The organism is Cupriavidus sp. WGlv3 (assembly GCF_023952475.1).
Classification (GTDB): domain Bacteria; phylum Pseudomonadota; class Gammaproteobacteria; order Burkholderiales; family Burkholderiaceae; genus Cupriavidus; species Cupriavidus phytorum.
Genome location: NZ_JALHRX010000008.1, coordinates 206,455 through 229,706 on the forward strand (window position 1 = coordinate 206,455; position 23,252 = coordinate 229,706).

General features: G+C 67.3%; 21 protein-coding genes. 11 read left to right on the plus strand and 10 right to left on the minus strand.

Going from position 1 to position 23,252, the window contains the following annotated elements:
• Nucleotides 1–9 precede the first annotated feature (9 nt).
• Both MKD38_RS15880 and MKD38_RS15885 read left to right on the plus strand, forming a co-directional pair.
• Nucleotides 10–1,290: an SDR family oxidoreductase gene (locus MKD38_RS15880; RefSeq protein ID WP_252678150.1), complete on the plus strand. Its 1,281-nt coding sequence runs from the start codon at nucleotides 10–12 to the stop codon at nucleotides 1,288–1,290.
• Entirely contained in the window at nucleotides 1,272–1,730 is a 459-nt protein-coding gene (locus MKD38_RS15885; protein ID WP_252678151.1) for a DUF2269 family protein, read from the plus strand. The genes MKD38_RS15880 and MKD38_RS15885 overlap by 19 nt, the downstream gene beginning before the upstream one ends.
• Before the next feature lie 54 nt (nucleotides 1,731–1,784).
• On the opposite strand, the gene MKD38_RS15890 is transcribed toward MKD38_RS15885, so the two are convergent.
• Both MKD38_RS15890 and MKD38_RS15895 read right to left on the minus strand, forming a co-directional pair.
• Nucleotides 1,785–2,090: an HAD family hydrolase gene (locus MKD38_RS15890; RefSeq protein WP_012356314.1), complete on the minus strand. Its 306-nt coding sequence runs from the start codon at nucleotides 2,088–2,090 to the stop codon at nucleotides 1,785–1,787.
• A 115-nt stretch (nucleotides 2,091–2,205) separates the two neighbouring features.
• The gene (locus MKD38_RS15895) at nucleotides 2,206–3,147 is read right to left on the minus strand and encodes a LysR family transcriptional regulator (protein ID WP_252678152.1); all 942 of its coding nucleotides are present in this window, start codon (nucleotides 3,145–3,147) and stop codon (nucleotides 2,206–2,208) included.
• A gap of 303 nt (nucleotides 3,148–3,450) precedes the next feature.
• Here MKD38_RS15895 and MKD38_RS15900 point away from each other — a divergent pair, with 303 nt between their 5' ends.
• From MKD38_RS15900 to fdhF, 5 genes are all read left to right on the plus strand, one after another.
• Nucleotides 3,451–4,374, plus strand: coding sequence for a LysR family transcriptional regulator (locus tag MKD38_RS15900; protein ID WP_252678154.1), 924 nt, complete (start codon nucleotides 3,451–3,453; stop codon nucleotides 4,372–4,374).
• Between the two features lie 126 nt (nucleotides 4,375–4,500).
• On the plus strand, nucleotides 4,501–4,719 hold the full coding sequence (locus MKD38_RS15905) for a hypothetical protein (protein WP_062802902.1): 219 nt from the start codon (nucleotides 4,501–4,503) through the stop codon (nucleotides 4,717–4,719).
• A gap of 637 nt (nucleotides 4,720–5,356) precedes the next feature.
• Nucleotides 5,357–6,676, plus strand: coding sequence for an oxalate/formate MFS antiporter (gene oxlT / locus MKD38_RS15910; RefSeq protein WP_252678156.1), 1,320 nt, complete (start codon nucleotides 5,357–5,359; stop codon nucleotides 6,674–6,676).
• Between the two features lie 182 nt (nucleotides 6,677–6,858).
• Entirely contained in the window at nucleotides 6,859–8,568 is a 1,710-nt protein-coding gene (locus MKD38_RS15915) for an NADH-ubiquinone oxidoreductase-F iron-sulfur binding region domain-containing protein (RefSeq protein WP_252678158.1), read from the plus strand.
• Between the two features lie 26 nt (nucleotides 8,569–8,594).
• Nucleotides 8,595–11,417 (plus strand): formate dehydrogenase subunit alpha, encoded by a 2,823-nt coding sequence (gene fdhF / locus MKD38_RS15920; protein ID WP_252678160.1) that lies wholly within the window; start codon nucleotides 8,595–8,597, stop codon nucleotides 11,415–11,417.
• Between the two features lie 50 nt (nucleotides 11,418–11,467).
• Here fdhF and MKD38_RS15925 read toward each other — a convergent pair whose 3' ends face one another.
• From MKD38_RS15925 to MKD38_RS15945, 5 genes are all read right to left on the minus strand, one after another.
• Nucleotides 11,468–13,567 (minus strand): TonB-dependent siderophore receptor, encoded by a 2,100-nt coding sequence (locus MKD38_RS15925; RefSeq protein WP_256505060.1) that lies wholly within the window; start codon nucleotides 13,565–13,567, stop codon nucleotides 11,468–11,470.
• A gap of 164 nt (nucleotides 13,568–13,731) precedes the next feature.
• Nucleotides 13,732–14,778, minus strand: a complete 1,047-nt coding sequence (locus MKD38_RS15930; RefSeq protein WP_252678229.1) for an AI-2E family transporter — start codon at nucleotides 14,776–14,778, stop codon at nucleotides 13,732–13,734.
• A 52-nt stretch (nucleotides 14,779–14,830) separates the two neighbouring features.
• A complete protein-coding gene (locus tag MKD38_RS15935; protein ID WP_018008595.1) occupies nucleotides 14,831–15,055 on the minus strand; it encodes a DUF2188 domain-containing protein in 225 nt (74 codons plus the stop codon).
• 174 nt (nucleotides 15,056–15,229) lie between these two features.
• On the minus strand, nucleotides 15,230–15,523 hold the full coding sequence (locus MKD38_RS15940) for a GYD domain-containing protein (protein ID WP_252678164.1): 294 nt from the start codon (nucleotides 15,521–15,523) through the stop codon (nucleotides 15,230–15,232).
• Nucleotides 15,524–15,760: 237 nt separating this feature from the next.
• On the minus strand, nucleotides 15,761–16,282 hold the full coding sequence (locus tag MKD38_RS15945) for a MarR family winged helix-turn-helix transcriptional regulator (RefSeq protein WP_252678230.1): 522 nt from the start codon (nucleotides 16,280–16,282) through the stop codon (nucleotides 15,761–15,763).
• Nucleotides 16,283–16,421: 139 nt separating this feature from the next.
• Between MKD38_RS15945 and badH the strand changes: the two genes are divergently transcribed.
• Genes badH through aliA form a run of 4 tightly spaced genes read left to right on the plus strand, consistent with a single transcriptional unit; the run spans nucleotide 16,422 to nucleotide 20,880 of the window.
• Nucleotides 16,422–17,189, plus strand: coding sequence for a 2-hydroxycyclohexanecarboxyl-CoA dehydrogenase (badH, locus tag MKD38_RS15950; protein WP_252678166.1), 768 nt, complete (start codon nucleotides 16,422–16,424; stop codon nucleotides 17,187–17,189).
• 36 nt (nucleotides 17,190–17,225) lie between these two features.
• Entirely contained in the window at nucleotides 17,226–18,008 is a 783-nt protein-coding gene (gene badI, locus MKD38_RS15955) for a 2-ketocyclohexanecarboxyl-CoA hydrolase (RefSeq protein WP_252678168.1), read from the plus strand.
• 26 nt (nucleotides 18,009–18,034) lie between these two features.
• Entirely contained in the window at nucleotides 18,035–19,186 is a 1,152-nt protein-coding gene (aliB, locus tag MKD38_RS15960) for a cyclohexanecarboxyl-CoA dehydrogenase (RefSeq protein ID WP_252678170.1), read from the plus strand.
• Between the two features lie 50 nt (nucleotides 19,187–19,236).
• Entirely contained in the window at nucleotides 19,237–20,880 is a 1,644-nt protein-coding gene (gene aliA, locus MKD38_RS15965) for a cyclohexanecarboxylate-CoA ligase (protein ID WP_252678172.1), read from the plus strand.
• Nucleotides 20,881–21,058: 178 nt separating this feature from the next.
• Here the strand turns inward: aliA and MKD38_RS15970 are convergent, their stop codons facing one another.
• The 3 genes from MKD38_RS15970 to MKD38_RS15980 all read right to left on the minus strand — a co-directional run bounded on the left by MKD38_RS15970 (nucleotide 21,059) and on the right by MKD38_RS15980 (nucleotide 23,203).
• Nucleotides 21,059–21,391, minus strand: coding sequence for a DUF2917 domain-containing protein (locus tag MKD38_RS15970; protein WP_252678174.1), 333 nt, complete (start codon nucleotides 21,389–21,391; stop codon nucleotides 21,059–21,061).
• A gap of 14 nt (nucleotides 21,392–21,405) precedes the next feature.
• On the minus strand, nucleotides 21,406–22,422 hold the full coding sequence (locus MKD38_RS15975) for an alpha/beta fold hydrolase (protein ID WP_252678176.1): 1,017 nt from the start codon (nucleotides 22,420–22,422) through the stop codon (nucleotides 21,406–21,408).
• Between the two features lie 166 nt (nucleotides 22,423–22,588).
• Entirely contained in the window at nucleotides 22,589–23,203 is a 615-nt protein-coding gene (locus MKD38_RS15980) for a TetR/AcrR family transcriptional regulator (protein ID WP_252678178.1), read from the minus strand.
• Between the last annotated feature and the right edge of the window lie 49 nt (nucleotides 23,204–23,252).

The window sequence follows — 23,252 nt, forward strand, 5'->3', positions numbered from 1 at the left end:
TGTGCCGCAATGCTGGATCGAGGATTCCATGTGATAGCGGGGGTGCGGCACGTGCCTGCGCACGATGCACCCGAAGCGCCGCATGGCGGCCATGCCTGCACGGCAAGCGAATTTCGTGCCGTCGATTTCGCGCGGATGATCGCGGCGGCGGACTGGGCGCCGCTGCTGGTCGATGTCGACGCGGTGGTCAATCTGGTCGGCATCTTCCGCGAGACCGCGACGCAGCGCTTCGACGTGCTGCACCGCGCCGCGCCGCAGGCGCTGTTCGAGGCCTGCCTGCGCCAGCGCGTGCGGCTGGTGGTGCAAATGTCGGCGCTGGGTGCCGACGAACACGCACTGACCGAGTTCCATCGCAGCAAGCGCACGGCCGACGAGCACCTGCTCGGCCTCGGCATCGATGCCGTGGTGCTGCAGCCGTCGCTGGTGTTCGGTGCCGACGGCACCAGTGCGCAGCTGTTCTGCGCGCTGGCGACGCTGCCCTGCCTGGCGCTGCCGGGCGGCGGCAGGCAGCCGGTGCAGCCGGTCCATGTCGACGACGTGGCGCAGGCCATCGTGGCGTTGCTGACCGAGTGGGGCGGCGCAGCGCCGTGGCGCTCCGGCCGGCTCGCGCTGGTGGGCCCGGCGCCGATGCCGCTGGCCGGCTACCTGCAGGCGTTGCGCCATGGCCTGGGTTTGCGCGGCAAGGCCTGGGTATTGCCACTGCCGCGCGCGCTGGCGCGGGCGGTGATGCCGCTGGCCGAACGCGCCACCGGCGGCGTGCTGGGGCGCGATGCGCTGACCATGCTGGACCAGGGCAGCGTGGCCGACCCGTCCGGGCTCGAGCGCGTGCTCGGGCGGCCGCCGCGGGCGGTGCCCGCATTCATCCCGCAGGGACTGCGCGGCGCGTTGCGCGCGCAGGCGCTGCAGCGCTGGATCCATCCGCTGCTGCGCTGGAGCCTGGCCTTTGTGTGGATCGTCACCGCGGCGGTTTCGCTGGGGCTGTACCCGGTGGCCGACAGCTACGCGCTGCTTGCGCGCGCGGGCGTGCCGGCGGCGCTGCAGCCGCTGGCGCTGTATGGCGCCGCGCTGCTCGACCTGGCCTTCGGCGTGCTGTGCGTGCTGCCGCGGCGCCCGCGGTGGCTGTGGCTCGCGCAGATCGCGCTGATCCTGGGCTACACGGCCATCATCAGCGTGCGCCTGCCGGAATACTGGCTGCATCCGTATGGCCCGCTCAGCAAGAACGTGCCGATGCTGGCCGTGCTGTGGTGGCTGCACCTGACCGAGGAGCGGACATGGACTACGTCACGCTGAAATGGCTGCATATCCTGTCGGCCACCTTCCTGTTCGGCACCGGCGTGGGCAGCGCCTTCTACCTGGTCGGCGCGACGCTGACCCGCAATGTCCGCACGGTTGCCGCGACCGCGCGCATGGTGGTGATCGCCGACTGGATCTTCACCGCTTCCACTGCCATCCTGCAGCCGCTGACCGGCTATGTGCTGGTGAAGATGGCCGGCTTCTCGTGGTCGGTGCCGTGGCTGAAGTGGTCGGTGGTGCTTTACGCCGTCGCCATTGCCTGCTGGCTGCCGGTGGTCTGGCTGCAGAAGCGCATGCGCGACGTGGCGCTGGACTGCAACGGGCCCCAGTTGCCGCGCACCTACTGGCGCCTGTTCTGGTGGTGGTTCGGGCTGGGCATTCCGGCGCTGCTTTCGTTCCTGGCCATCTTCTACCTGATGGTGGCCAAGGTCAGCTGAACAAAAAACGGCGAGGCTGCTGTCGCGCGCCTCGCCGTGAACCGATCGGGCCGCTCAGTTGAGATGGCCGACCGCGCGCAGGTACTCGTTCTTTTTCTCGAAAATCAGCCCGCTCAGGAACGCGGCGTCGTAGGCGGCCAGCAGGTGAGGGTGGTGTTCCTCGATATAGCGGGCCACCCGTCCCTTTTCGCATTCGATGCCGCACAGCCACTCATACATGGCGGCATCCCAGCGAAAGCGCAGCCCCAGTTCGATGAAGGCCGCGTTATACGCCGCGAGCTGGGTCTCGCGCGGGATCGGCTGGTTGTCGGCGCCGACGGTGATGGCGGCGTGGCGGCTTTCCTGCTGGGCTGGGTTCATGCTGGTCTCCTCGGATGCGCGCTGGCGGTTGGTTGAGACAAGCATAGGGATGGCGATAGATTTACGATAATTAAAGTTTCATAGCAAAACCATAAATCATCGTTTATGCAACCGGTCAGGCATCCTGGCGGATCAAGCCTTCCACCCCCGTGATGGTCTGGATCAGGTCGGCGCCTTCTTCCATCAGGAACTGCTTGAACGCCAGCGCCACCGGCGGCAGCCGCTTGTTCTTGCGGTGCACCACGTACCAGTTGAGCATCACCGGAAAGCCTTCGATATCGAGCACGGCGAGCTTGCCGGCCTGCAGCTCCAGGCCCACGGTATGGGCCGACAGGAAAGCAATGCCCATATTGGCGATCACCGCCTGCTTGATGGTCTCGGTGCTCTTGATCTCCATGGCGATGCGCAGGTTCGACAGCCGGCCGGCAAAGCCTTCCTGCATCGAGTTCCAGGTGTCCGAGCCTTTCTCGCGCGAGACAAAGGCTTCGTCGGCCAGTTCGGCCAGCGGGATATTGCGCTCGCCCACCAGCGGGTGGCTGGGCGCGGCGACGATCACGTAAGGGTGCGGGGCAAAGGCCTCGTTGATGGTGTCCATGCCCTCTGGCGGGCGCACCATCACGGCAAGGTCGGTCAGGTTGCCGGCCAGCTGATGCAGCAGTTCCTCGCGGTTGTGCACGGCCAGGTTCAGCGTCACCCCCTCATGGCGGTCCATGAATTCCGCCAGCAGCCGCGGAAAGAAGTAGTCGCCGGCGCTGATCACGGCGACATTGAGGCGCCCGCCGGAAATGCCCTTGAGCTGCGACATGGCGTCTTCGGCCTCGCGGAACTGCTGGATGATGCTGCGGCTGTAATGCAGCATTTCATGACCCGCCGGGGTCAGGTAGATCTTCTTGCCGAGCTGCTCGAACAGCGGCAGCCCCACGTGGTGCTCCAGTTGCCGCACCTGGGTCGACACCGCGGGCTGGGTCAGGTGCAGTTCCTCGGCGGCGCGGGAAAAGCTCAGATGGCGGGCAACGGTCTCGAAGACCTTCAGCTGCCGCAGCGTGGCGTTCTTCATCCTGCTTCCATCCTATAAACGATCGGCTATATAAACGATAAAAAACTTTATGCAGTGCTGATCTTAGATTCAAGTAGCATCAATCGTCCGTTCGACATTTCCCGCCCGAATCCGGCACTCCGGCAGCGCAGGAGCCCGCCGCCGGCCATCATGGCCGACAACAACGATGGCTGCCCACAGCCACGCAAACCAGGAGACAACCGTGACCGGATTGAACGCAACCGTGCGTGCACCACGGCGCCATGCCGTGCCTGAAGACAGGATTCACCTCAGCCATGCCGGCGCGGGGCAGGGGGGCAGGCCATGAATATCTCGCTCCCGCAACTGAAGGCTTTTGCCGCCGTGGCGCGGCACAAGAGCTTTACCCGCGCCGCCGGCGAACTGGGCCTGACGCAATCCGCGGTCAGCCGCAGCGTGCGCGAACTGGAAGAAGAGATCGACCAGCGACTGTTCGACCGCACCACGCGCCAGGTGGAACTGACCGACGCGGGCCAGCACCTGTCCCAGCGCATCTGCCACCTGGTCGAGGAAGTGGAGCAGACCTTGCGCGACAGCCAGAGCGCCAGCCGGCCATGCCAGGGCCTGGTGCAGATCGCGTCGGACCCGGTGCTGAGTTCGATGTCGCTGCCGACCTGGCTGGCCGGCTGCCGGCAGGCGTGGCCGGCGATCGCCATCCACCTGAAGGATCGTCCGCAGGAATCGGTGCTGCAGAGCGTGCGCAGCGGCGAGGTCGACTTCGGCATCGCCACCGATCCGCGCGCCGGCGACGACCTGTATTGCGAGCCCTTGTGCGTCGACGCCTATCACGCCGTGCTGCCCGCCAAGCACCCGCTGGCCCAGCACGACACCGTAGGGTGGGGCGACCTGTGCGATGCCAGCGTGCTGACGCTGGACCAGCAATGCGGCGTGCAGCCCGTGGTGGAAAAGGCACTCAGCAGCTATCACGTGCGCGCGGGCTCGCTGCAGCTGCTTGGCCATTTCGCGGCGGTGTTCGGCATGGTGGCGCTCGGGCTGGGCATCGGCGTGGTGCCGTCGCGGGCGCAAGCCGGCGGCATGCATCCGGCCGCCGTGATGCGGCCGCTGCGGCCGCAAGTGACATCGACCGTGATGCTGGTGCGACGAAAGAGCCGGTCCCTCAAGCCCAACGCCGCCGCGATCTGGGATGCCTTGCGCGGACAGGAGTACCAGGAGCCGCCTGTCCGCAGGCGCGAAGCGACGACGGTTTGAGGAGGGCGAGGAGAGTGTTGGGTTAGTGCGTACCCTCTATTGATATATTACATACAGGATATTTACACATAGTGCGGCGCAGCATATAATGGAAACTCCTGATCACAACGCTACTGGAGTTTTCAAATGGAAGTCGCTCTTCTCGTCGCCCTTGGCCTGGCCCTGATCGCTGTCGGTGTGGGCGTGACCACACTGCTGGCCACGCGCCTGCCCATGGACGTGCTGGTTACCGCGCAGGACCACGGCCGCTTCGCCGGCCTGGGCTCGGACCAGCACAGCGACGGCGTGGGCCGCGCCAGCGCGTCGCGCATCGTGCCGGCCGCCGGTGAACTGGCCTATGCCTGAAGCACGTTGGCGCGCGGCGCTTTCGCGCTGAAGCGCTGAACGCAGGGCTTGTAGCGGCCGGCATCCCTTGCGACCATCACGTCGAGCAACGGCCGCTCTCTTCATCTCCACCTCCTGGTCCTTCCCTCGGTTCGCAATCGCCAACGCTCTGGCGCCTCTTTGCGCGCTCCTTGTCCACCATCGGCCACTGCGTGTGCCAAGTCCCCGGGTGGATTCCCCGACATTCCATATCGATACGGACACCGCCAGACAGCCATGTCTGCATCTAGGGACTTTCCCGAACCGATCGTTTTCCCGGTTTTTCGATGGCGCGATCCCCGGCATGCTTGCGGATGCCGTGCGTCGGCCGATTTATGATCCGACGCAAGGTAACTGCCTGATTTCCAAGGGCTCTTGATGCTGCCGAAACCACCATTGATGCCGTCTGCGCTCCAATCGCGCGTTGTCAGTGGCGGCTATGGCACCAGGTAACGCGGCTGCATGCTGCACAGCCGCGACGAATACGCTTGACTTACCTGATATATCACATACCGTATAGCACTAGAACGGCTCAGCTGTTCTTAGACCGAGAGTCACGCAGAGGCGTCTGAAGGCGCCCATCTTCCACCTTGGCGGTTCGCCGCTATAAGGAGACATCATGGAATTGCAGCAGAGGGAGTCCACGTCCCGCTTTGCGTCGCCGTGGGTGCAACTGGTATTCGGCGTGATCTGCATGGCGATGATCGCCAACATGCAGTATGGCTGGACCCTGTTCGTCAACCCGATCGACGACAAATACGGCTGGGGCCGCACCGCGATCCAGGTCGCATTCACCATCTTCGTGGTGACTGAAACCTGGTTGGTGCCGATCGAGGGCTACCTCGTCGACAAGTATGGCCCGCGCCCGGTGGTGGTGGGCGGCGGCCTGCTGTGCGCGGTGGCCTGGGCGCTGAACTCGGTGGCATCCTCGCTGCCCATGCTGTACGTCGCGGCGGCCATTGGCGGCCTGGGCGCGGGCGCGGTGTATGGCACCTGCGTGGGCAATGCGCTGAAGTGGTTCCCGAATCGCCGCGGCCTGGCGGCGGGGATTACCGCGGCCGGCTTCGGCGCCGGCTCGGCGCTTACCGTGGTGCCGATCGCCAACATGATCAAGACCTCGGGCTATGAAGCGGCCTTCCTGTGGTTCGGCCTGGGCCAGGGGCTGGTGGTGTTCATCCTCGGCATGGCCCTGTACCCGCCGTCGGCCAAGATCCTGAGCGAGGTCAAGAGCACGCTGAAGGCGGCGGCCACCTACAATGCGTCGCCGCGCGAGGTGCTGAAGTCGCCGATCTTCTGGGTCATGTACGCGATGTTCGTGATGATGGCCGCCGGCGGCCTGATGGCGACCGCGCAGCTGGGTCCGATCGCCAAGGACTTCGGCCTGCATGAGGCGCCGATCTCCATCCTCGGCCTGACCCTGCCGGCGCTGACCTTCGCGCTGACCATCGACCGCGTGCTCAATGGCCTGACCCGTCCGTTCTTCGGCTGGATCTCCGACCACATCGGCCGTGAACGCACCATGTTCTTCGCCTTCGCGGTCGAGGCCGTCGGCATCCTGCTGCTGTCGAAGTACGGCCACCATCCGGTTGCCTTCGTGATCCTGACGGGGGTGGTGTTCTTCGCCTGGGGCGAGATCTACAGCCTGTTCCCGGCCACCTGCGGCGACACCTTCGGGCCCAAGTTTGCCGCGACCAACGCCGGCCTGCTGTACACCGCCAAGGGCACGGCCGCCTTGCTGGTGCCGTTCTCCAGCGTGATCACCGCCGCCACCGGCAGCTGGCACGCGGTGTTCATGGTGGCCTCGGGCATGGCGGCATTGACCGCGGCGATGGCGCTGTTCGTGCTCAAGCCGATGCGCGAGGCCCATGCCCGCAAGTACGTGCATGCCAACACCGCTGCGCCGATGGGTTACCGTACCGTGCCCGAAGACCTGACCTGATGAAGAAAGCAGTACGGCGCCACCGGCGCCGGCAGTACCCGGGCGCGTGCGGCTGCGATGCCTGCACAGCCGCCGCGCCCGGTAGCACAATACGACAACAACAAGGCACGACAGGAGGGCGGCCTGCCGGGCGCCTTCCTGATCGCGCAGCGCAACCCCACAAACAAACATCCAGGCACGCCATGAACCAGGTTGTCATTCCCCTCGAGGCCACCGGCCTCAGCCGGCAGCGCAAGCGCCGCCAGCCCAAGGGCCGGCAGGTCGACGCGGCCGCGCTGGCCGAAGTGCGCGTGGCGCTGGGCGACATGCCCCGCCGGCGCGACCTGCTGATCGAACACCTGCACTGCATCAGCGACCGCTACGGCCAGCTTGCCATGCCGCACCTGGTCGCGCTGGCCAGCGAGCTGCGGCTGTCGATGACCGAGGTCTACGAGGTCGCCACCTTCTACCACCACTTCGACGTGGTGCGCGAGGATGCCGACGGCCAGATCGCGCCGCCGCCCGCGCTGACCGTGCGCGTATGCGAGGGCATTGCCTGCGAGCTGGCCGGTGCGCAGGCGCTGATCGACAAGCTGCCGGCGCTGCTCGGCACCGAGGTGCGCGTGATCGCCGCCCCCTGCATCGGCCGCTGCGAGAAGGCGCCGGCCGCGCTGGTCGGGCAGAACCCGGTCGATGCGGCGACGGCCGAGGCCATCGGTGCCGCCGTGCAGGCCAAAGCGGTGCGCCATGCGCCCGAACCGCATATCGACTATGACGCTTACCGGCGCGACGGCGGCTATGCCGTGCTGAAGGCGCTGGCCGGCGGCGGGCTCGACCCGGCCGCGGTGCTGGCCACGATGGAGGATTCCGGCCTGCGCGGCCTGGGCGGCGCGGGCTTCCCCACCGGGCGCAAATGGCGCATCGTGCGCGGCGAAGCCGCGCCGCGGCTGATGGCGGTCAATATCGACGAGGGCGAGCCCGGCACCTTCAAGGACCGCGTCTACCTGGAACGCGATCCGCACCGTTTCCTCGAGGGCATGCTGATCGCGGCGCATGTGGTCGATGTGGCGGCGATCTACATCTACCTGCGCGACGAATATGCCGGCTGCCGCGCGCTGCTGGCCGAAGCCTTGCAGCAGCTGCAGCAGGACCCTCCGGTCCCGGGCCTGCCGCGCATCGAGCTGCGCCGCGGCGCGGGCGCGTATATCTGCGGCGAAGAATCGGCGATGATCGAATCGATCGAAGGCAAGCGCGGCATGCCGCGGCTGCGCCCGCCCTATGTGGCGCAGGTGGGCCTGTTCGGCCGGCCGACGCTGGAGCACAACTTCGAAACCCTGTACTGGGTGCGCGACATCCTCGAGAAGGGCGCCGAGTGGTTTGCCTCGCAAGGGCGCAACGGGCGCAAGGGGCTGCGTTCGTTCTCGGTCTCGGGCCGGGTCAAACGACCTGGCGTGCACCTGGCGCCGGCCGGGATCACGGTGCGCGAGCTGATCGACGAATACTGCGGCGGCATGCTCGACGGCCATGCGTTCTACGGCTACCTGCCGGGCGGCGCGTCGGGCGGCATCCTGCCGGCGGCGATGGGCAATATCCCGCTCGACTTCGACACGCTGCAGCCCTACGGCTGCTTTATCGGCTCGGCCGCAATCGTGATCCTGTCCGACCACGACAGCGCCACGCAGGCGGCGCGCAATCTGATGCACTTCTTCAAGCATGAGTCGTGCGGGCAATGCACGCCGTGCCGCACCGGCACGGCCAAGACGCTCGACCTGATCCGCCAGCCCAAGTGGGACCTGGCGGCGCTGGATGACCTGTCCGCGGTGATGCGCGATGCCTCGATCTGCGGCCTGGGACAGGCCGCGCCGAACCCCGTCGACTGCGTGATCAAGTACTTCCCGCACGAACTGGCCTGATGCTGGCCCGAGCCTGAGAGACAGACATGAATGCACTGACCCGCGCCGAACGCGCGCTAGTCGAATCCGCCGAGCCAGCCGTCACCTTCACCCTCAACGGCCGTGAAGTCAGCGCGCAGCCCGGCGAAAGCCTGCTGAAGGTGGCGCAGCGCGAAGGCTTCGACGTGCCGCACCTGTGCTACAAGGACGGCCTCGAGCCCGCCGGCAACTGCCGCGCCTGCATGGTCGAGATCCAGGGCGAGCGCGTGCTGGCGCCGTCCTGCTGCCGCTATCCCGCCGCAGGCATGCAGGTGCAGACCGAATCCGAGCGCGCCCGCCGGGCCCAGCGCACGGTGCTGGAACTGCTGCAGTCGGACATGCCGGAAGCGGAATACACGCGCCACAACGAGCTTGACCAATGGGCCGCCCGGCTGGAAGTCGGCAAGCCGCGCTTCGCCCCGCGCGAGCGCGTGGCGGCGGACCTGTCGCACCCGGCCATCGCGGTCAACCTGGATGCCTGCATCCAGTGCACCCGCTGCCTGCGCGCCTGCCGCGACGAACAGGTCAACGACGTGATCGGGCTGGCACTGCGCGGCGACGACGCTCGCATCGTGTTCGACATGGACGATCCGATGGGCGCCTCCACCTGCGTCGCCTGCGGCGAATGCGTGCAGGCCTGCCCGACCGGCGCGCTGATGCCCGCGCGCGATGCGGCGCTGGCGGTGCCCGACAAGCAGGTGGAGTCGGTGTGCCCGTACTGCGGCGTCGGCTGCCAGCTGACCTACAACGTCAAGGACAACCGTATCCTGTTCGTGGAAGGGCGCGATGGCCCGGCCAACCACCAGCGCCTGTGCGTGAAGGGCCGCTACGGCTTCGACTACGTCCAGCATCCGCAGCGGCTGACGGTGCCGCTGGTGCGCCGCGACGGCGTGCCGAAGCAGGGTGATTTCGTCATGGACCCGGACCACGTCATGGACGTGTTCCGCGAAGCCAGCTGGGAAGAAGCGCTGGCGCTGGCCGGCGGCAAGCTGGCGCAGATCCGCGACACCCATGGCAAGCGCGCGCTGGCCGGGTTTGGCTCGGCCAAGGGCAGCAATGAAGAGGCCTACCTGTTCCAGAAGCTAGTGCGCACCGGCTTCGGCAGCAACAACGTCGACCACTGCACGCGGCTGTGCCATGCCTCGTCGGTGGCGGCGCTGCTGGAAGGGATCGGCTCGGGCGCGGTGTCGAACCCGGTGATGGATGTCGACAAGGCCGAGGTGGTGATCGTGATCGGCGCCAACCCGACCGTGAACCACCCGGTCGCGGCCAGCTGGATCAAGAACGCCGTGAAGAACGGCACCAAGCTGATCGTGGCCGATCCGCGCCGCTCCGACCTGGCGCGCTTCGCCTGGCGCTTCCTGCAGTTCAAGCCCGATGCCGACGTGGCGCTGCTCAACGCGATGATGCATGTGATCGTCAACGAGGGCCTGGTCGACCAGGACTTCATCGACAGCCGCACCATCGGCTTCGACGAGCTGCAGCGCAACGTGGCGGCGTACAGCCCCGAGCTGATGGCGCCGATCTGCGGCATCGACGCCGAAACCATCCGCGAGGTCGCGCGGGTCTATGCCACCGCGAACAGTTCGATGATCCTGTGGGGCATGGGCGTGTCGCAGCACGTGCATGGCACCGACAACGCGCGCTGCCTGATCGCGCTGGCGCTGATGACCGGCCAGATCGGCCGGCCCGGCACCGGGCTGCATCCGCTGCGCGGGCAGAACAACGTGCAGGGCGCTTCCGACGCGGGGCTGATCCCGATGATGTATCCGGACTACCGGCGCGTCGACGATCCGCTGGCGATCGCCAGCTTCGAGGCGCTGTGGGGCATGCCGCTGGACCGCCAGCCCGGCCTGACCGTGGTCGAGGTGATGCAGGCGATCGAGCGCGGCGAAGTGCGCGGCATGTACATCATGGGCGAGAACCCGGCGATGTCCGACCCCGACGCCGAGCATGCGCGCGAAGCGCTGGCCTCGCTCGACCACCTGGTGGTGCAGGACATCTTCCTCACCGAGACCGCGTACCTGGCCGACGTGGTGCTGCCGGCCTCGGCCTTCCCCGAAAAGACCGGCACCTTCACCAACACCGACCGCACCGTGCAGCTCGGACGGCAGGCGCTGAATCCGCCGGGGCAGGCGCGCCAGGACCTGTGGATCGTCCAGCGGATGGCGGCACAGCTGGGGCTGGACTGGCGCTACGACAGCGTCGAGGACGTGTTCAACGAGATGCGGCAGGCGATGCCGAGCATCGGCGGCGTGACCTGGGAGCGGCTGGAGCGCGAACACGCGGTGACGTATCCGTGCAAGGAAGAGGGCGATCCGGGCGAGCCGGTGATCTTCACCGACAGCTTCCCGACCGCGACGGGGCGGGGCCGTTTCGTGCAGGCCGATATCATTCCGGCGGCCGAGCGGCCCGATGCCGACTACCCGATGGTGCTGATCACCGGGCGCCAGCTCGAGCACTGGCATACCGGCAGCATGACGCGGCGCGCCGGCGTGCTCGACGCGATCGAGCCGGACCCGGTGGCGCTGGTGCATCCGCTGGACCTCGACGCGCTCGGCGGCACGCCCGGCGGCGTGGTCACGCTGTCGTCGCGGCGCGGCGAGGTCACGCTTTATGCCCGCGCCGATGCCGGCACGCCGCGCGGCGCCGTGTTCGTACCGTTCTGCTACTACGAGGCGGCGATCAACAAGCTGACCAACGCGGCGCTGGACCCGTTCGGCAAGATTCCCGAGTTCAAGTATTGCGCGATCAGGATGACGGCGGGTGGAGCGGTGCCGGTGCAGTCTAGCTATGGCGGCGGACAGATCCTCGAGCCCGCTTCGGCCTAGCCGCGAGGACCGGTGGTGTTTCGCATCGCAGGCGGGACACCACCCCAGCCTCAATAATTCATCGTCACATTGAGCATGGCGACGCGCGGATTGCCAACCGGCAGCACGTTGTTGTTCAGGCCGCCCGCGTAGTACATCTTGTCGAACACGTTCTTGACGTTGAATGCCGCGCGCCAGTGCGAGGCCACGTAGCCGACGGCAAGATCGGCGACGGCATAACCCGGCACGGTGTAGTTGAAGCTGTAGCCGCGCTTGGCGCTCTCGCCGCGCACGCCGGCACCGACATACCAACCGGCCAGCGCGCCGCGCAGGCGATACTGGCTCCAGAGCGAGAAGCTGTGCCGGGGCACGCTGTTCAGCGGCTTGCCGACGTTGGCGGCGGTAGTGTCCTCGGTGACTTCGCTGGCGATGTAGGCGTAGGCCGCCGATACGCTGAGGCCATTGCCGAGATCCTGCGTCAGTTCCACTTCCAGCCCGCGCGAGCGCTGCTCGCCCACGGCCATGCTGAAACCCGTGTTGACCGGATCGCTGCCGAGCACATTGGTGCGCGTCAGGTCGAACGCCGCCAGCGTCAGCAGGCCGGACTTGTCCGGCATGTCGAACTTGACGCCGACCTCGTACTGGCGACCCTTCTCGGGCTTGAAGGTGGCGCCGCTGACATCGGTGCCGGCGTTGGGCAGGAACGACGTGGCGAAGCTCGCGTACGGTCGCGCCCAGTGCGTCAGGTCGTACATCACGCCGGCGCTGCCGGTGACGGCGTTGTTGTCATTGTCGGTACGCGACGAGGCGAGCCGGTCGGTTGTGCCCGTCCGCGCGGATTCGTAGCGCACGCCGCCGGTGACGGTCCAGTGCTGCCCGATGCGGACCTGGTCGCGCAGGTAAAGGCCCAGCGCATCCAGCGTATCGGTCGCATCCACGCTATAGGCGGAAGGGCAGTTGATGCTGGCGCCATAGACCGGGCTGTAGACGTTCAGCGCGGCCACGCGGCACGTCTTCTGCAGGCGGTCTTCCTTGGTATGCCGGTAGTCGATGCCGAAGGTCACGCTGTGGGCGTGCCCCGTGAACGCAAAAGTCCGCTGCACGTTGGTGTCGACGCCGAACGAATTGCCCGAAAAATTCTGCTGCGTGCCGCTGCGGTTCATCGACTGGCTGTTGAGCGCCATGGTGCCGGCCGATACCAGCGTACCGGTCAGCGACGAGGTCTGGTAGCGCAGGTTCTGGTTCAGGGTCCAGCCCGAGTCGAAGCGGTGCGTCAGCGCGTAGCCGATGCGGTTCTGCTCGCCGTCATAGGACGGCGCATCCGGTTCGCCGATAAAGCGGTTGGCCGGCACCACGCCATTGCGGTTCGGCACCAGCGTGCCATTCACGGGCAGGCCCTGCTGGCGCACGTAGTTGCGCTGGTTGTGGCTGGCCAGGATGGTGAAGTCCGTGCGCGCGCCGAGGTCGAGCGTCAGCGACGGCGCGATCCAGCGGTTGCGATACCAGACAAAGTCGGTCGGATCGTCGCTGTTCATCATCAGCCCGTTCAGGCGGAACGCGGCCTTGCTGTCTTTGGCCAGCGGCGTGCCCACATCGACCGTCATCTGCCGGAAGCCATAGTTGCCGACGGTCAGGCCCAGTTCGCCAAACAGTTCCGCGCGCGGGCGCTTGCTGACCATGTTGACCAGGCCGCCGGGCTGCACCGCGCCGAACAGTATCGAGGCCGGCCCCTTGAGCACTTCCACGCGCTCCACGCCGAACAGTTCCTGCGCCACGCGGTTGTTGCTGTCGACCAGCAGCCCGTCGGCAAAGATCGATTCCGAGGCACGCTGGCCGCGGATGATGAAGTCGTCCCAGCCGCGCCTGCCAAAGGTGTTGGTGACTACGCCGGCCGAGTTCTGCAGCGCGTCGCTGAGGTTCTGCGCCTGCTGGCTGTCGAGCAGGTCGCGCGTGATTACGGTGATCGATTGCGCGGCGTCGGCCGCGGCTTCGCCCGACTTGGTCACGCCGGCCGCCCGGCGCGTGGCGAAACCGATGTCGGTCTGCCCGTCAGCGGCGGCGCTGACCGTCACGGACGGCAGCGTGGCGGGTTCTTCGGCGGCGTGGGAGACAACGGCAGGCAGGAGCAGGGAACTGGCAGCAGCGGGTATGGCAAGACGGCGGAAAAGCATGACGGCCCGGGACGAAAGCAACGAAAGGCCGAATAATAGATGAGAATAATTCTTGTTTCTAGAAATTTTATCGGCGCATGGAAAGTTGCTTCGTCAACATGCTGAAACAAGCGAAATGGCGAAATCGCGAAATCGCGAAATCGCGAAATGGCAGCGTGGGCCGGTCACATGGTCTCGTCGCGATCCTCGATCACCGAAATATCCCAGCACGACATAAACAGCGCCGCAATCAGCGGACCTATCACAAAGCCATTGATGCCAAACACGGACATGCCGCCCAAGGTCGATATCAGCACGACCCAGTCCGGCAGCTTGGTGTCCTTGCCGACGAGGACAGGGCGCAGCAGGTTGTCCACCGCGCCAATGACGAGGGTACCGATGGCGATGAGCGCGATGCCCTTCCAGACCGGGCCTGCCAGCAAGAAGTAAATCGCGGCCGGGCCCCAGACCAGTGCGGCGCCGACGGCCGGCAGCAGGGACAGGAACGCCATCAGCGTGCCCCACAGCAACGCACCGTTGATGCCCAGCAGCAGAAACGCCAGGCCGCCCAGTATTCCCTGGACCACCGCCACGACCACGTTGCCCTTGACCGTGGCGCGGACCACGGTGGTGAAGCGGCCGACCAGCCGGCGGGTGTGCGCGTCGTTGAGCGGCATGGCCTCGCGCAAGCGATGGGAAATCACCGCGCCGTCACGCAGCAGGAAAAACACCAGGTACAGCATGACGCCGAGGCCGACGGCGAACTGCAGCGTGTTCTGGCCAATGGCAACTGCCTGGGCCGCCATGAACTGGCTGATGCGGGCGGCACCTTCAGTCAGCTTTGCCTGCAGCCCCGCTACGTCGGCCAGTCCTATCTCGTTCAGCCACGCTTCGACGGAAGCCGGCAGGGCCTGCACGGCGGTCTGGAAGTATTGCCCGAAGTCCCATTTGCCGGTCCGGATCTGCTGGTAGGCAAAGGCCGCTTCCTGCGCGAGCGTGGCAATCATCAGGAACACCGGGACAATGGCCATCAGCACGCAGACCAGCAGCGTGGTCAGCGCCGCGAGATTTTCCCGGTTGCGGAATCGCACCGTCAGCTTGCGCTGCATGGGATGAAACAGGATGGCCAGTATCGTGCCCCACAGGATCGCGCTGTAGAAGGGCAGCAGTATCCAGATAAAAGCAATGCTGACGGCGACCAGAAGGATGTAAAAACCTTTCAAATTGCGCATCGGGTTGTCGCGAGTAGATTCGCCCAGGAACGATGCCGATGGTGCCATGCAATTACCCGTCGGCGTCACCGGCAGCGTTTCCGAATGAGTTGCGCTCCATGATCTGGTGATCCCTGCCATGGATCAGCAGCTCGACCTTGGCACGCCGGGCCTTCTCCGTGCCGGTAGCAATCGCATGAGCCATCGAAGTGAATCGCTGCTGGTTGCCGGAGCGTCCTTCCGCTTCGACGGCCCAGCCGTTATGGGTCGGCACGACATGGATATTCTTGCCTGGCATGGCGCTCTCCGGAAGTTGGCAGTATGAGTGTCAGCGCTGTGCCGCGGCCCAGGTATCGGGTGCCGTCTGACAAGGCCGTCGGAGATCCGGAAAAAGCGCACCAGCCAGCAGCGACAACGCCCGCCAGGCGCCCATGGCGGGCGTTCTTCATAGCGAGGAAAGTGGCAGGGCGGCTCAGCTCATCTTGTCGATAATCTCTTGCATCTCGTCGAGGTTGAAGGCGCGCAGCGTTTGCGTGCGCACGTTGCCCAGCGCGCCGACCGCCAGCCCGAACGCGGTCATGCTGGCGTCATCCTGGGCCTCGACGGTCAGCACGATGTCGTATTTGCCCAGGGTCCAGTAAATGTCTTTCATCTGCACCCCGAAGCGCGCGCCCATCTCGCGCACCGCGGCGGCGCGCTTGGTGGTGTCCTTGACGGCGCGGATGCCCTGGTCGGTGAAGCTGGCTAGCACGATATAGCGGGTCATGGCGGGATCTCCGGTAAGGATCGATCGAACGCCGTCCCGGCTGCGCGCACGCGACCGATCGCAGCAAGCCGGGGCAGTGGTTCAGGGTGTCCCGGCACAGTGCCAGGGCCCCTGAGCAACCCCACACCGACGCATATCGCGCGCCAGCCGGCGTGGCGCGCCGCGCAGCGGCAGATGCTGTGGTGCTTGCCACCACGCCGCAGCACGCTATGTATCAGTCCTGATACAGCACCCGCCTTAGTCCTGTGCCGGCCCGCTGTCGCCACCCTCCGGCGCATCAAGCGCGCGCATGTTGTCCAGCAGTTTCAGCAGGTAATGCAGCGTGTGCGTCAGGTCGTTGGTGGAGAAACCGTCCAGCGCCTGTTCGTAGTACTGCCGGATCTTCGGCTGCGCCTGGTGCAGCCAGACCTCGCGGCCCGGCTCGCTCATCCGCACCAGCCGCGAGCGGCGGTCGCGCCCGTCAGGCGCCAGCGTGACGTGGCCGTCCCGTTCCATCCGGCTGACCAGCCCGGACAGGTTCTGGCGGCTCACCATCAGGTAACGGGCCAGATCGCCGACGCTCATGCCATCGGCGGCTTCGGGCCGCGACAGCGCGCCCAGCACGGCCCACTGCTGTGTCGTCAAGCCTTCCGCTTCGACGGCTCGCGAGCCGGTTTTATGCAACATGTTTGCGCATTGGTACAGGCGAAAGAACAGCCGGTTGGCCAGTTCCATGCGCGCGTTACTCGGGAGTTCGCCTCCCTGGTCGGGGTTAACCATAGTGATTTCCAAAGGATAGCGGCCTTGCACACGGGGTCGGTCGCACCTAGTATAAGTCAATATATTTACGTAAATGAAGGCGCATGTGGCGGCGGCACCGCCGGCACGATAGCACCGGAACCCTGGAAGGAGAACGGCTGTGCAAGGACTCGAAGGCAAGACGGTCATCGTGACCGGCGGCGGTGGCGGTATCGGCGGCGCAACCTGTTTGCGCTTTGCGCGTGCGGGCGCGGCGGTGGGAGTGCTCGACCTGAACCCGGAGGCGGGCGAACGCGTGGCGGCGCAGATCCGCGAAGCCGGCGGCCGCGCGCTGGCGGTGCGCTGCGACATCACCGATCGCGCCAGCGTCGATGCGGCAGTGGCGGCGGTGGAGCAGGAACTGGGCCCTGTCGACGTGCTGGTCAACAACGCCGGATGGGATGTGTTCCGGCCGTTCGTCAAGACCGAGCCGGCGCAGTGGGAGCGGCTGATCGCCATCAACCTGACCGGCGCGCTGCACATGCATCACGCGGTGCTGCCGGGCATGGTGGCGCGCCGGCGCGGACGCATCGTCAATATCGCCTCCGATGCCGCGCGCGTGGGCTCGTCCGGCGAGGCGGTGTACGCCGCGTGCAAGGGCGGGCTGGTGTCGTTCTCCAAGACCATCGCGCGCGAGCATGCGCGCCATGGCATCACCGTGAACGTGGTGTGCCCGGGACCGACCGATACCGCGCTGTTCGAAGACTACAAGCAGGGCGCGGGCAACCCCGACAAGCTGGTCGAAGCCTTCACCCGCTCGATCCCGTTGGGCCGCATCGGCCAGCCCGACGACCTGCCCGGCGCGGTGCTGTTCTTTGCCGGCGACGACGCCGCCTTCATCACCGGCCAGGTGCTGAGCGTGTCGGGCGGGCTGACCATGAACGGCTGAGCGCCAGCCATCACAACCAAGACAACGGAGACGACCATGCAATACGAAGACATCCGCTATGACGTGCGCAACGGCGCGGCCTGGATCATCATCAACCGCCCGGAAAAGATGAATGCCTTCCGCGGCCGCACCTGCGACGAGCTGATCCACGCCATCAACCGCGCCGGCTATGACCGCGAGATCGGCGCGATCGTGCTGGCCGGCGCCGGCGACAAGGCCTTCTGCACCGGCGGCGACCAGTCCGCGCACGAAGGCCAGTACGACGGCCGCGGCACCATCGGCCTGCCGATGGAAGAGCTGCACAACGCCATCCGCGACGTGCCCAAGCCGGTGATCGCGCGCGTGCAGGGCTATGCCATCGGCGGCGGCAACGTGCTGTGCACGATCTGCGATTTCACCATCGCCTCGGACCAGGCCGTGTTCGGGCAGGTCGGGCCCAGGGTCGGCTCGGTCGATCCCGGCTATGGCACCGCCTTCCTCGCACGCGTGGTCGGCGAAAAGAAGGCGCGCGAGATCTGGTACCTGTGCCGCCGCTACACCGCTGCCGAAGCGCTGGCGATGGGGCTGGTCAACGCCGTGGTGCCGCACGAGCAGCTCGACGCCGAAGTGCAGAAGTGGTGCGACGAGATCCTGGACAAGAGCCCGACCGCGCTCGCCATCGCCAAGCGCTCCTTCAACATGGACACCGCGCACCAGGGCGGCATCGCCGGCATGGGCATGTACGCGCTCAAGCTCTATTACGACACCGAGGAATCGCGCGAGGGCGTGCGCGCCTTCCAGGAAAAGCGCAAGCCGGACTTCCGCAAGTACGCGAAGTAAGCCGACCGGACCGTGCGGAGAAGACCATGAACCCTTACCTTGACGAAGACCTGATGGCGCTGGCGGAACACGCGCGCCGCTTTGCCGACGCGCGCGTCGCGCCCGGCTGCCTGGAGCGCGACCGGACCCGCGTGCTGGACCGCGCGCTGATGCGCGAGATGGGCGAGATGGGCTTTATCGCGCCCGAGCTGCCGGAACCGTATGGCGGGCAGGGCATGGGCTCGCTCGCGGCGGGCGTGATCCACGAAGCGGTGGCGCGCGCCGACCTGAGCCTGTCGTATATCAACCTGCTGGCTTCGCTGAACGGGCAGATCCTGGCGCACCACGCGCGGCCGGAAATCGCAGGCCCGTGGCTGCAGCGCCTGACGCGCGGCGAAGCGCTGCTGGCGATCGCACTGACCGAGCCACGCGGGGGCTCAGACGCTGCCAGCCTGCGCCTGCGCATGGAACGCGACGGCGACGCCTACGTGCTCAACGGCGAGAAGACCTCGATCTCCGCCGCCGACCAGGCCGATGCCGCGGTGGTATTCGCGCGCAGCGGCTCGGTGGAGGCCGGCGCGCGCGGCGTGTCGGCGCTGCTGGTGCCGATGGACCTGCCGGGCATCACCCGCAACCGCTTCGACTGCCATGGCCAGCGCGCAATCGGACGCGGCTCGATCTTCTTCGAGAATGTGCGCGTGCCGGCCAGCCACCTGCTGGGCAAGGAAGGCGAGGGCTTCGTGCAGGTGATGCAGGGCTTCGATTTCTCGCGCGCGCTGATCGGGCTGCAGGTGCTGGCGGTCGCGCAGGCCGCGCTGGACGAGACCTGGACCTATGTGGCGGAACGCCAGGCCTTCGGCAAGCCGCTGTCGGCATTCCAGGGCGTGTCGCACCCGCTGGCAGACTTCGAGACCCAGGTGCAGGGCGCGCGGCTGCTGTGCCTGCAGACGCTATGGCTGAAGGACCGCGGCCTGCCGCATACCGCCGAAGCCGCGATGTGCAAGTGGTGGGCGCCGAAGCTGGCCTACGACGCGGTGCACCAGTGCCTGCTGTGCTTCGGCCATGGCGGCTACGACCGCGGCGTGATGGAGCAGCGCCTGCGCGATGTGCTCGGCTTCCAGATCGGCGACGGCACCCCGCAGATCATGAAGACCATCATCGCGCGCACCCGCGCCGGGCGCGAAGCGGTGCCGGCCTGACGCGCGCCTGATGCAACGACTGGGCAGCACACAACAACGAGGAGACCGCCATGGATTTCGACGCCGTACTGATCGCGCCGCGCCGTGCCGCCAGCATTGCCGCCGGGCACTGGCAGGACCGTACCATCAACGACTATCTTGCCGCCTGCGTGCGCGAGCGGCCCGACGCCCCCGCGCTGACGGCGCTCAGCATCGACCGTCAGCACGTGACGCGCTTCACCTGGCGGGAGCTGGCGCGCATGGCCGATCGCGTGGCGCTAGGGCTTTCCCGCCTCGGCATCGTTGCCGGCGACGTGGTCTCGTGCCAGCTGCCCAACGGCTGGCACCTGAGCGTGCTGTACCTGGCCTGCGCGCGGCTGGGCGCGGTGCTCAATCCGGTCATGCCGATCTTCCGCGAGCGCGAGCTGTCGTTCATGCTGGTGCACGCGCAAAGCAAGGTGGTGGTCGTGCCGAAGGCCTTCCGCGGTTTCGATCATGCGCAGATGCTGCGGGGTTTGCGCGATGCGCTGCCCGCGCTGCGCCATGCCGTGGTGGTCGATGGCGATGGCGACGACAGCTTCGAGGCGCTGCTGAGCGTCCCGCACTGGGAAGACGACGCCGAAGCCGCCGCCATCCTGCTGCGCAGCCGCCCCGGTCCGGATGACGTCACGCAGCTGATCTACACCTCCGGCACCACCGGCGAGCCCAAGGGCGTGATGCATACCGCCAACACGCTGTTCTCCAACATCGTCGCCTATGCCGGCCGGCTGCATCTCACCGGCAACGACGTGGTGCTGATGGCCTCGCCGATGGCGCACCAGACCGGCTTCATGTATGGCCTGATGATGCCGGTGATGCTGGGCGCGCATGCGGTGCTGCAGGACATCTGGGATCCCGCGCGCGCCGCCGCGCTGATCCGCGACGAGGGTGTGACCTTTACCATGGGTTCCACCCCATTCCTGACCGACCTGGCGCGCGTGGTGGCCGGGTCCGGCGTGCCGGTGCCGAGCCTGCGGATCTTCCTGTGCGCGGGCGCGCCGATTCCGGGCACGCTGGTCGAGCAGGCACGGCAGGCGCTGGGCGCACACATCGTGTCGGCATGGGGCATGACCGAGAACGGCGCGGTCACCACCACGCTGCCCGAGGACAGCGACGAGCGCGCGTCGACCACCGACGGCCGCCCGCTGCCCGGCGTGGCGATCCGCGTGGTCGACGGCACCGACGCGGACGTGCCCGTGGGCGCGACCGGCCGGCTGCTGGTGCGCGCCTGCTCCAACTTCGGCGGCTACCTGAAGCGCCCGCAACTGAACGGGACCGATGCCGACGGCTGGTTCGACACCGGCGACCTGGCCCGGCTGGACGCGGACGGTTACCTGCGCATCGCCGGCCGCAGCAAGGACGTGATCATCCGTGGCGGCGAGAACATTCCCGTGCTGGAAGTCGAGACCCTGCTGTACCGGCATCCCGCGGTGGCGCAGGTGGCGATCGTGGCCTATCCCGATGCGCGCCTCGGCGAGCGTGCGTGCGCGTTTGTCGTGCCGCGGGCAGGGCAGTCCATCGACCTGGCCGGCATGGTCGACTGGCTCAGACAGCAGAAGATGGCGCTGCAATACATTCCCGAGAAACTGGTGGTGCGGGATGCGCTGCCGGCCACGCCTGCCGGCAAGATCCAGAAGTTCCGGTTGCGCGAGATGCTGCTGGAGGATGCGGGCTGACGCTGCGCCGGGCGGTATCCGGCGCGCGGGGGCAAGCTTAACGACGTTTTGCCAACGGCAATTGCGCAATTAACCGCCATGACCCGTACCCCATCCGCAAACGCGCGTGCGCGGCAAGCAAGCAGGGGGCTGCCGGCGGATGGCAGACGGGGCGGCGGGTCGAGGGCAATGGCTCGGGTCAGTGCCCGGCGCCGGTATAGCCGTGGCTGCGCGGACCCAGCCAGCGCCATAGCCGCTGTCGCCATGCGTCGCGAGCGGGGTCCGGTGCCGCCTTGCAGCGGGTGACATGCAGAGAAGCGGCGGTGATCGCATACAGCTCGACATGGCCGGCGTCGGACAAGGTAAAGCACTCGCTTGCCATCAACGCCGTGTCCTTCGGATCGCCATCGCGGATCAGCCACAGCTCGCCGGCGGTGCAGCGCACCGCCACCCGCTCGCCGGGCCCGGCGACCAGCCGCAGCGAGCTGCGGGCGGGCAGGGTGGCGGTCATATCGTTGCTTACCAGGTACATGATGGTCTCCGGGTTCAGGCCACGGCCAGGCTGGCGGATACCGGCAGCTGGCGCGGCCCGGATGGCGGCCGGATGAATTCGGCGATGCGCTGGATCACCGCGGGATCGCGCAGGATGCGGCGATGACCGAGGCCGGTGGTGGTCTCCAGCCGCGCGCCAGGCCAGGCGCCAGCGATGGCCGCGCCGTCTTCCCAGCGCACTTCCTTGTCGTCGCGGTCATGGATCACCAGCGTCGGTGGCACCGGGCGGACGCGGCCCAGGTCCGGCACGTTGAAGGCCGACCATGGCAAGCCCAGCCAGCGTTCGCTGTGGCGCTGCATGCGGCCCAGCACGGCCGGCGCCACGCCCAGTTGCCACGCCAGCGCGGCGCATGCCGCGCGCATGTCGGCGGGCGTGCCCAGCAGCACCGCGGCGCGTGCCGGCAGGCCTTCGCGCAACGCCAGCGCCGCCGCCGCGCCGCCGAGGGAATGCGCCACCACGGCATGGACCGGGCCGGCATGCCACGCTGCCGCCAGCAGCGAGCGCGACATCTCGAGCACCGAAGTCTGGGCGGCGCCGCGAGTGCCGGCATCGGAGGCACCGTGCGACAGCGCATCGAAGGCGACGACCCGCATGCCCGCCGCCAGCAAGCCGTCGATCACCGCATGCCACTGGCCTGCATGGCCGCCCCAGCCATGGGCGAGCAGCACCACCGGCCCGGCGCTGCCCCAGCGGTAGACCCGCACGCGCCGGCTGGGCCCATGGCCGGTGACCAGGGCCCAGTCTGCGCGCGCGCTGTCCAGCGCATGCCGGGCAGCGGAGGTGGCGGCACCCCGCGGCGGGCAGAACCAGATGCGCTCGAGCCGGCGTGCCGTCGCCGCAGGCATCAGCACGCTGCCGGCTTGCCAGCGCAAGCGCTGCAGGCCCATCAGGGCACGCTGCAAGGTGCCCTCGCGGCTGACTGGAGGCGAGGCATCGGTGGTGCGCAATGCCGCCGCCGCCACGGCGGGAGAAGGGGAAACCGGGGAAGGAGAAGAGACTGCTTGCGTCACGACCTGCACCTCCAATGGATTCTGGATTGCGCGGCGTCATCGGAACCGGGCGGACCGGCGGCGTCTCGCGCTTCTTTAAAGACCGACCAGTCGTGCTTTTTTCGGTACAAAAAAAGCCCGCCGGAGCGGTTTGCTGCCCGCCGGCGGGATAGCGCCGGCGCCGATGTCATGTCCCCGCGGCATGAGGCGCGCCTGCCGCGGCGCGCGCAACCAGGGCCGCAAAGGCGTGCCGTGCCATCGCTTCCGCATCCTGCCGCCCCAGCAGCTTGAACGACTGCTGGAAGGCCATGCCGATGCCGGACAGCTCGAAGGCGAACTGGCGCGGGTCGACGTGCGGCCCGAACTGGCCTTCTTCGATGGCGTCCCCCACCACCCGCGCGACGGTGCTGTGCCAGTCCTTCAGCGACTGCACCACCAGGTCGCGGATCGAGCCGGGCCGGTCGCGATACTCCTGCCCCAGCGCCGTAAACAGGCACCGTCCCTGCGTCACCGTGCCGCCCAGCCATTCCAGGTAGCCCTCGAACAGCGCCTGCAGCCGCGGCATGCCGCGCGGCTGGCGCATTGCCGGCCGGATCACGATGTCGCCGAAGCGCTCCACCGCCAGGTCCAGCACCGCCTGCTGCAGCATCTCCTTGGACTTGAAGTGCGCATACAGGCCGCTCTTGGACATATTGGTGTCGGCCGCCAGCGTAGCCAGCGACAACTGCTCGAAGCCGACCTTGGCGGCGGCGTCCAGCGCCTGCTCGATGATGGCTTTGCGGGTGAGGTGTCCTTTCTGCATGCAGCGAAGAATAGCACGACCGGTCGGTTTGTCAACGAAACCGGATGCA

Bases quoted from the DNA above. Each gene is read 5' to 3' on its own strand.
- MKD38_RS15905 (WP_062802902.1), top strand. From the start codon at position 4,501: ATGGAAGTCGCTCTTCTCGTCGCCCTTGGCCTGGCCCTGATCGCTGTC.
- MKD38_RS15885 (WP_252678151.1), top strand. From the start codon at position 1,272: ATGGACTACGTCACGCTGAAATGGCTGCATATCCTGTCGGCCACCTTC.
- MKD38_RS15925 (WP_256505060.1), bottom strand. From the start codon at position 13,567: ATGCTTTTCCGCCGTCTTGCCATACCCGCTGCTGCCAGTTCCCTGCTC.
- MKD38_RS15915 (WP_252678158.1), top strand. From the start codon at position 6,859: ATGAACCAGGTTGTCATTCCCCTCGAGGCCACCGGCCTCAGCCGGCAG.
- MKD38_RS15930 (WP_252678229.1), bottom strand. From the start codon at position 14,778: ATGCGCAATTTGAAAGGTTTTTACATCCTTCTGGTCGCCGTCAGCATT.
- fdhF (WP_252678160.1), top strand. From the start codon at position 8,595: ATGAATGCACTGACCCGCGCCGAACGCGCGCTAGTCGAATCCGCCGAG.
- MKD38_RS15935 (WP_018008595.1), bottom strand. From the start codon at position 15,055: ATGCCAGGCAAGAATATCCATGTCGTGCCGACCCATAACGGCTGGGCC.
- aliA (WP_252678172.1), top strand. From the start codon at position 19,237: ATGGATTTCGACGCCGTACTGATCGCGCCGCGCCGTGCCGCCAGCATT.
- oxlT (WP_252678156.1), top strand. From the start codon at position 5,357: ATGGAATTGCAGCAGAGGGAGTCCACGTCCCGCTTTGCGTCGCCGTGG.
- MKD38_RS15880 (WP_252678150.1), top strand. From the start codon at position 10: ATGCTGGATCGAGGATTCCATGTGATAGCGGGGGTGCGGCACGTGCCT.
- aliB (WP_252678170.1), top strand. From the start codon at position 18,035: ATGAACCCTTACCTTGACGAAGACCTGATGGCGCTGGCGGAACACGCG.
- MKD38_RS15945 (WP_252678230.1), bottom strand. From the start codon at position 16,282: ATGGTTAACCCCGACCAGGGAGGCGAACTCCCGAGTAACGCGCGCATG.
- MKD38_RS15900 (WP_252678154.1), top strand. From the start codon at position 3,451: ATGAATATCTCGCTCCCGCAACTGAAGGCTTTTGCCGCCGTGGCGCGG.
- MKD38_RS15970 (WP_252678174.1), bottom strand. From the start codon at position 21,391: ATGTACCTGGTAAGCAACGATATGACCGCCACCCTGCCCGCCCGCAGC.
- MKD38_RS15895 (WP_252678152.1), bottom strand. From the start codon at position 3,147: ATGAAGAACGCCACGCTGCGGCAGCTGAAGGTCTTCGAGACCGTTGCC.
- MKD38_RS15940 (WP_252678164.1), bottom strand. From the start codon at position 15,523: ATGACCCGCTATATCGTGCTAGCCAGCTTCACCGACCAGGGCATCCGC.
- badI (WP_252678168.1), top strand. From the start codon at position 17,226: ATGCAATACGAAGACATCCGCTATGACGTGCGCAACGGCGCGGCCTGG.
- MKD38_RS15980 (WP_252678178.1), bottom strand. From the start codon at position 23,203: ATGCAGAAAGGACACCTCACCCGCAAAGCCATCATCGAGCAGGCGCTG.
- MKD38_RS15890 (WP_012356314.1), bottom strand. From the start codon at position 2,090: ATGAACCCAGCCCAGCAGGAAAGCCGCCACGCCGCCATCACCGTCGGC.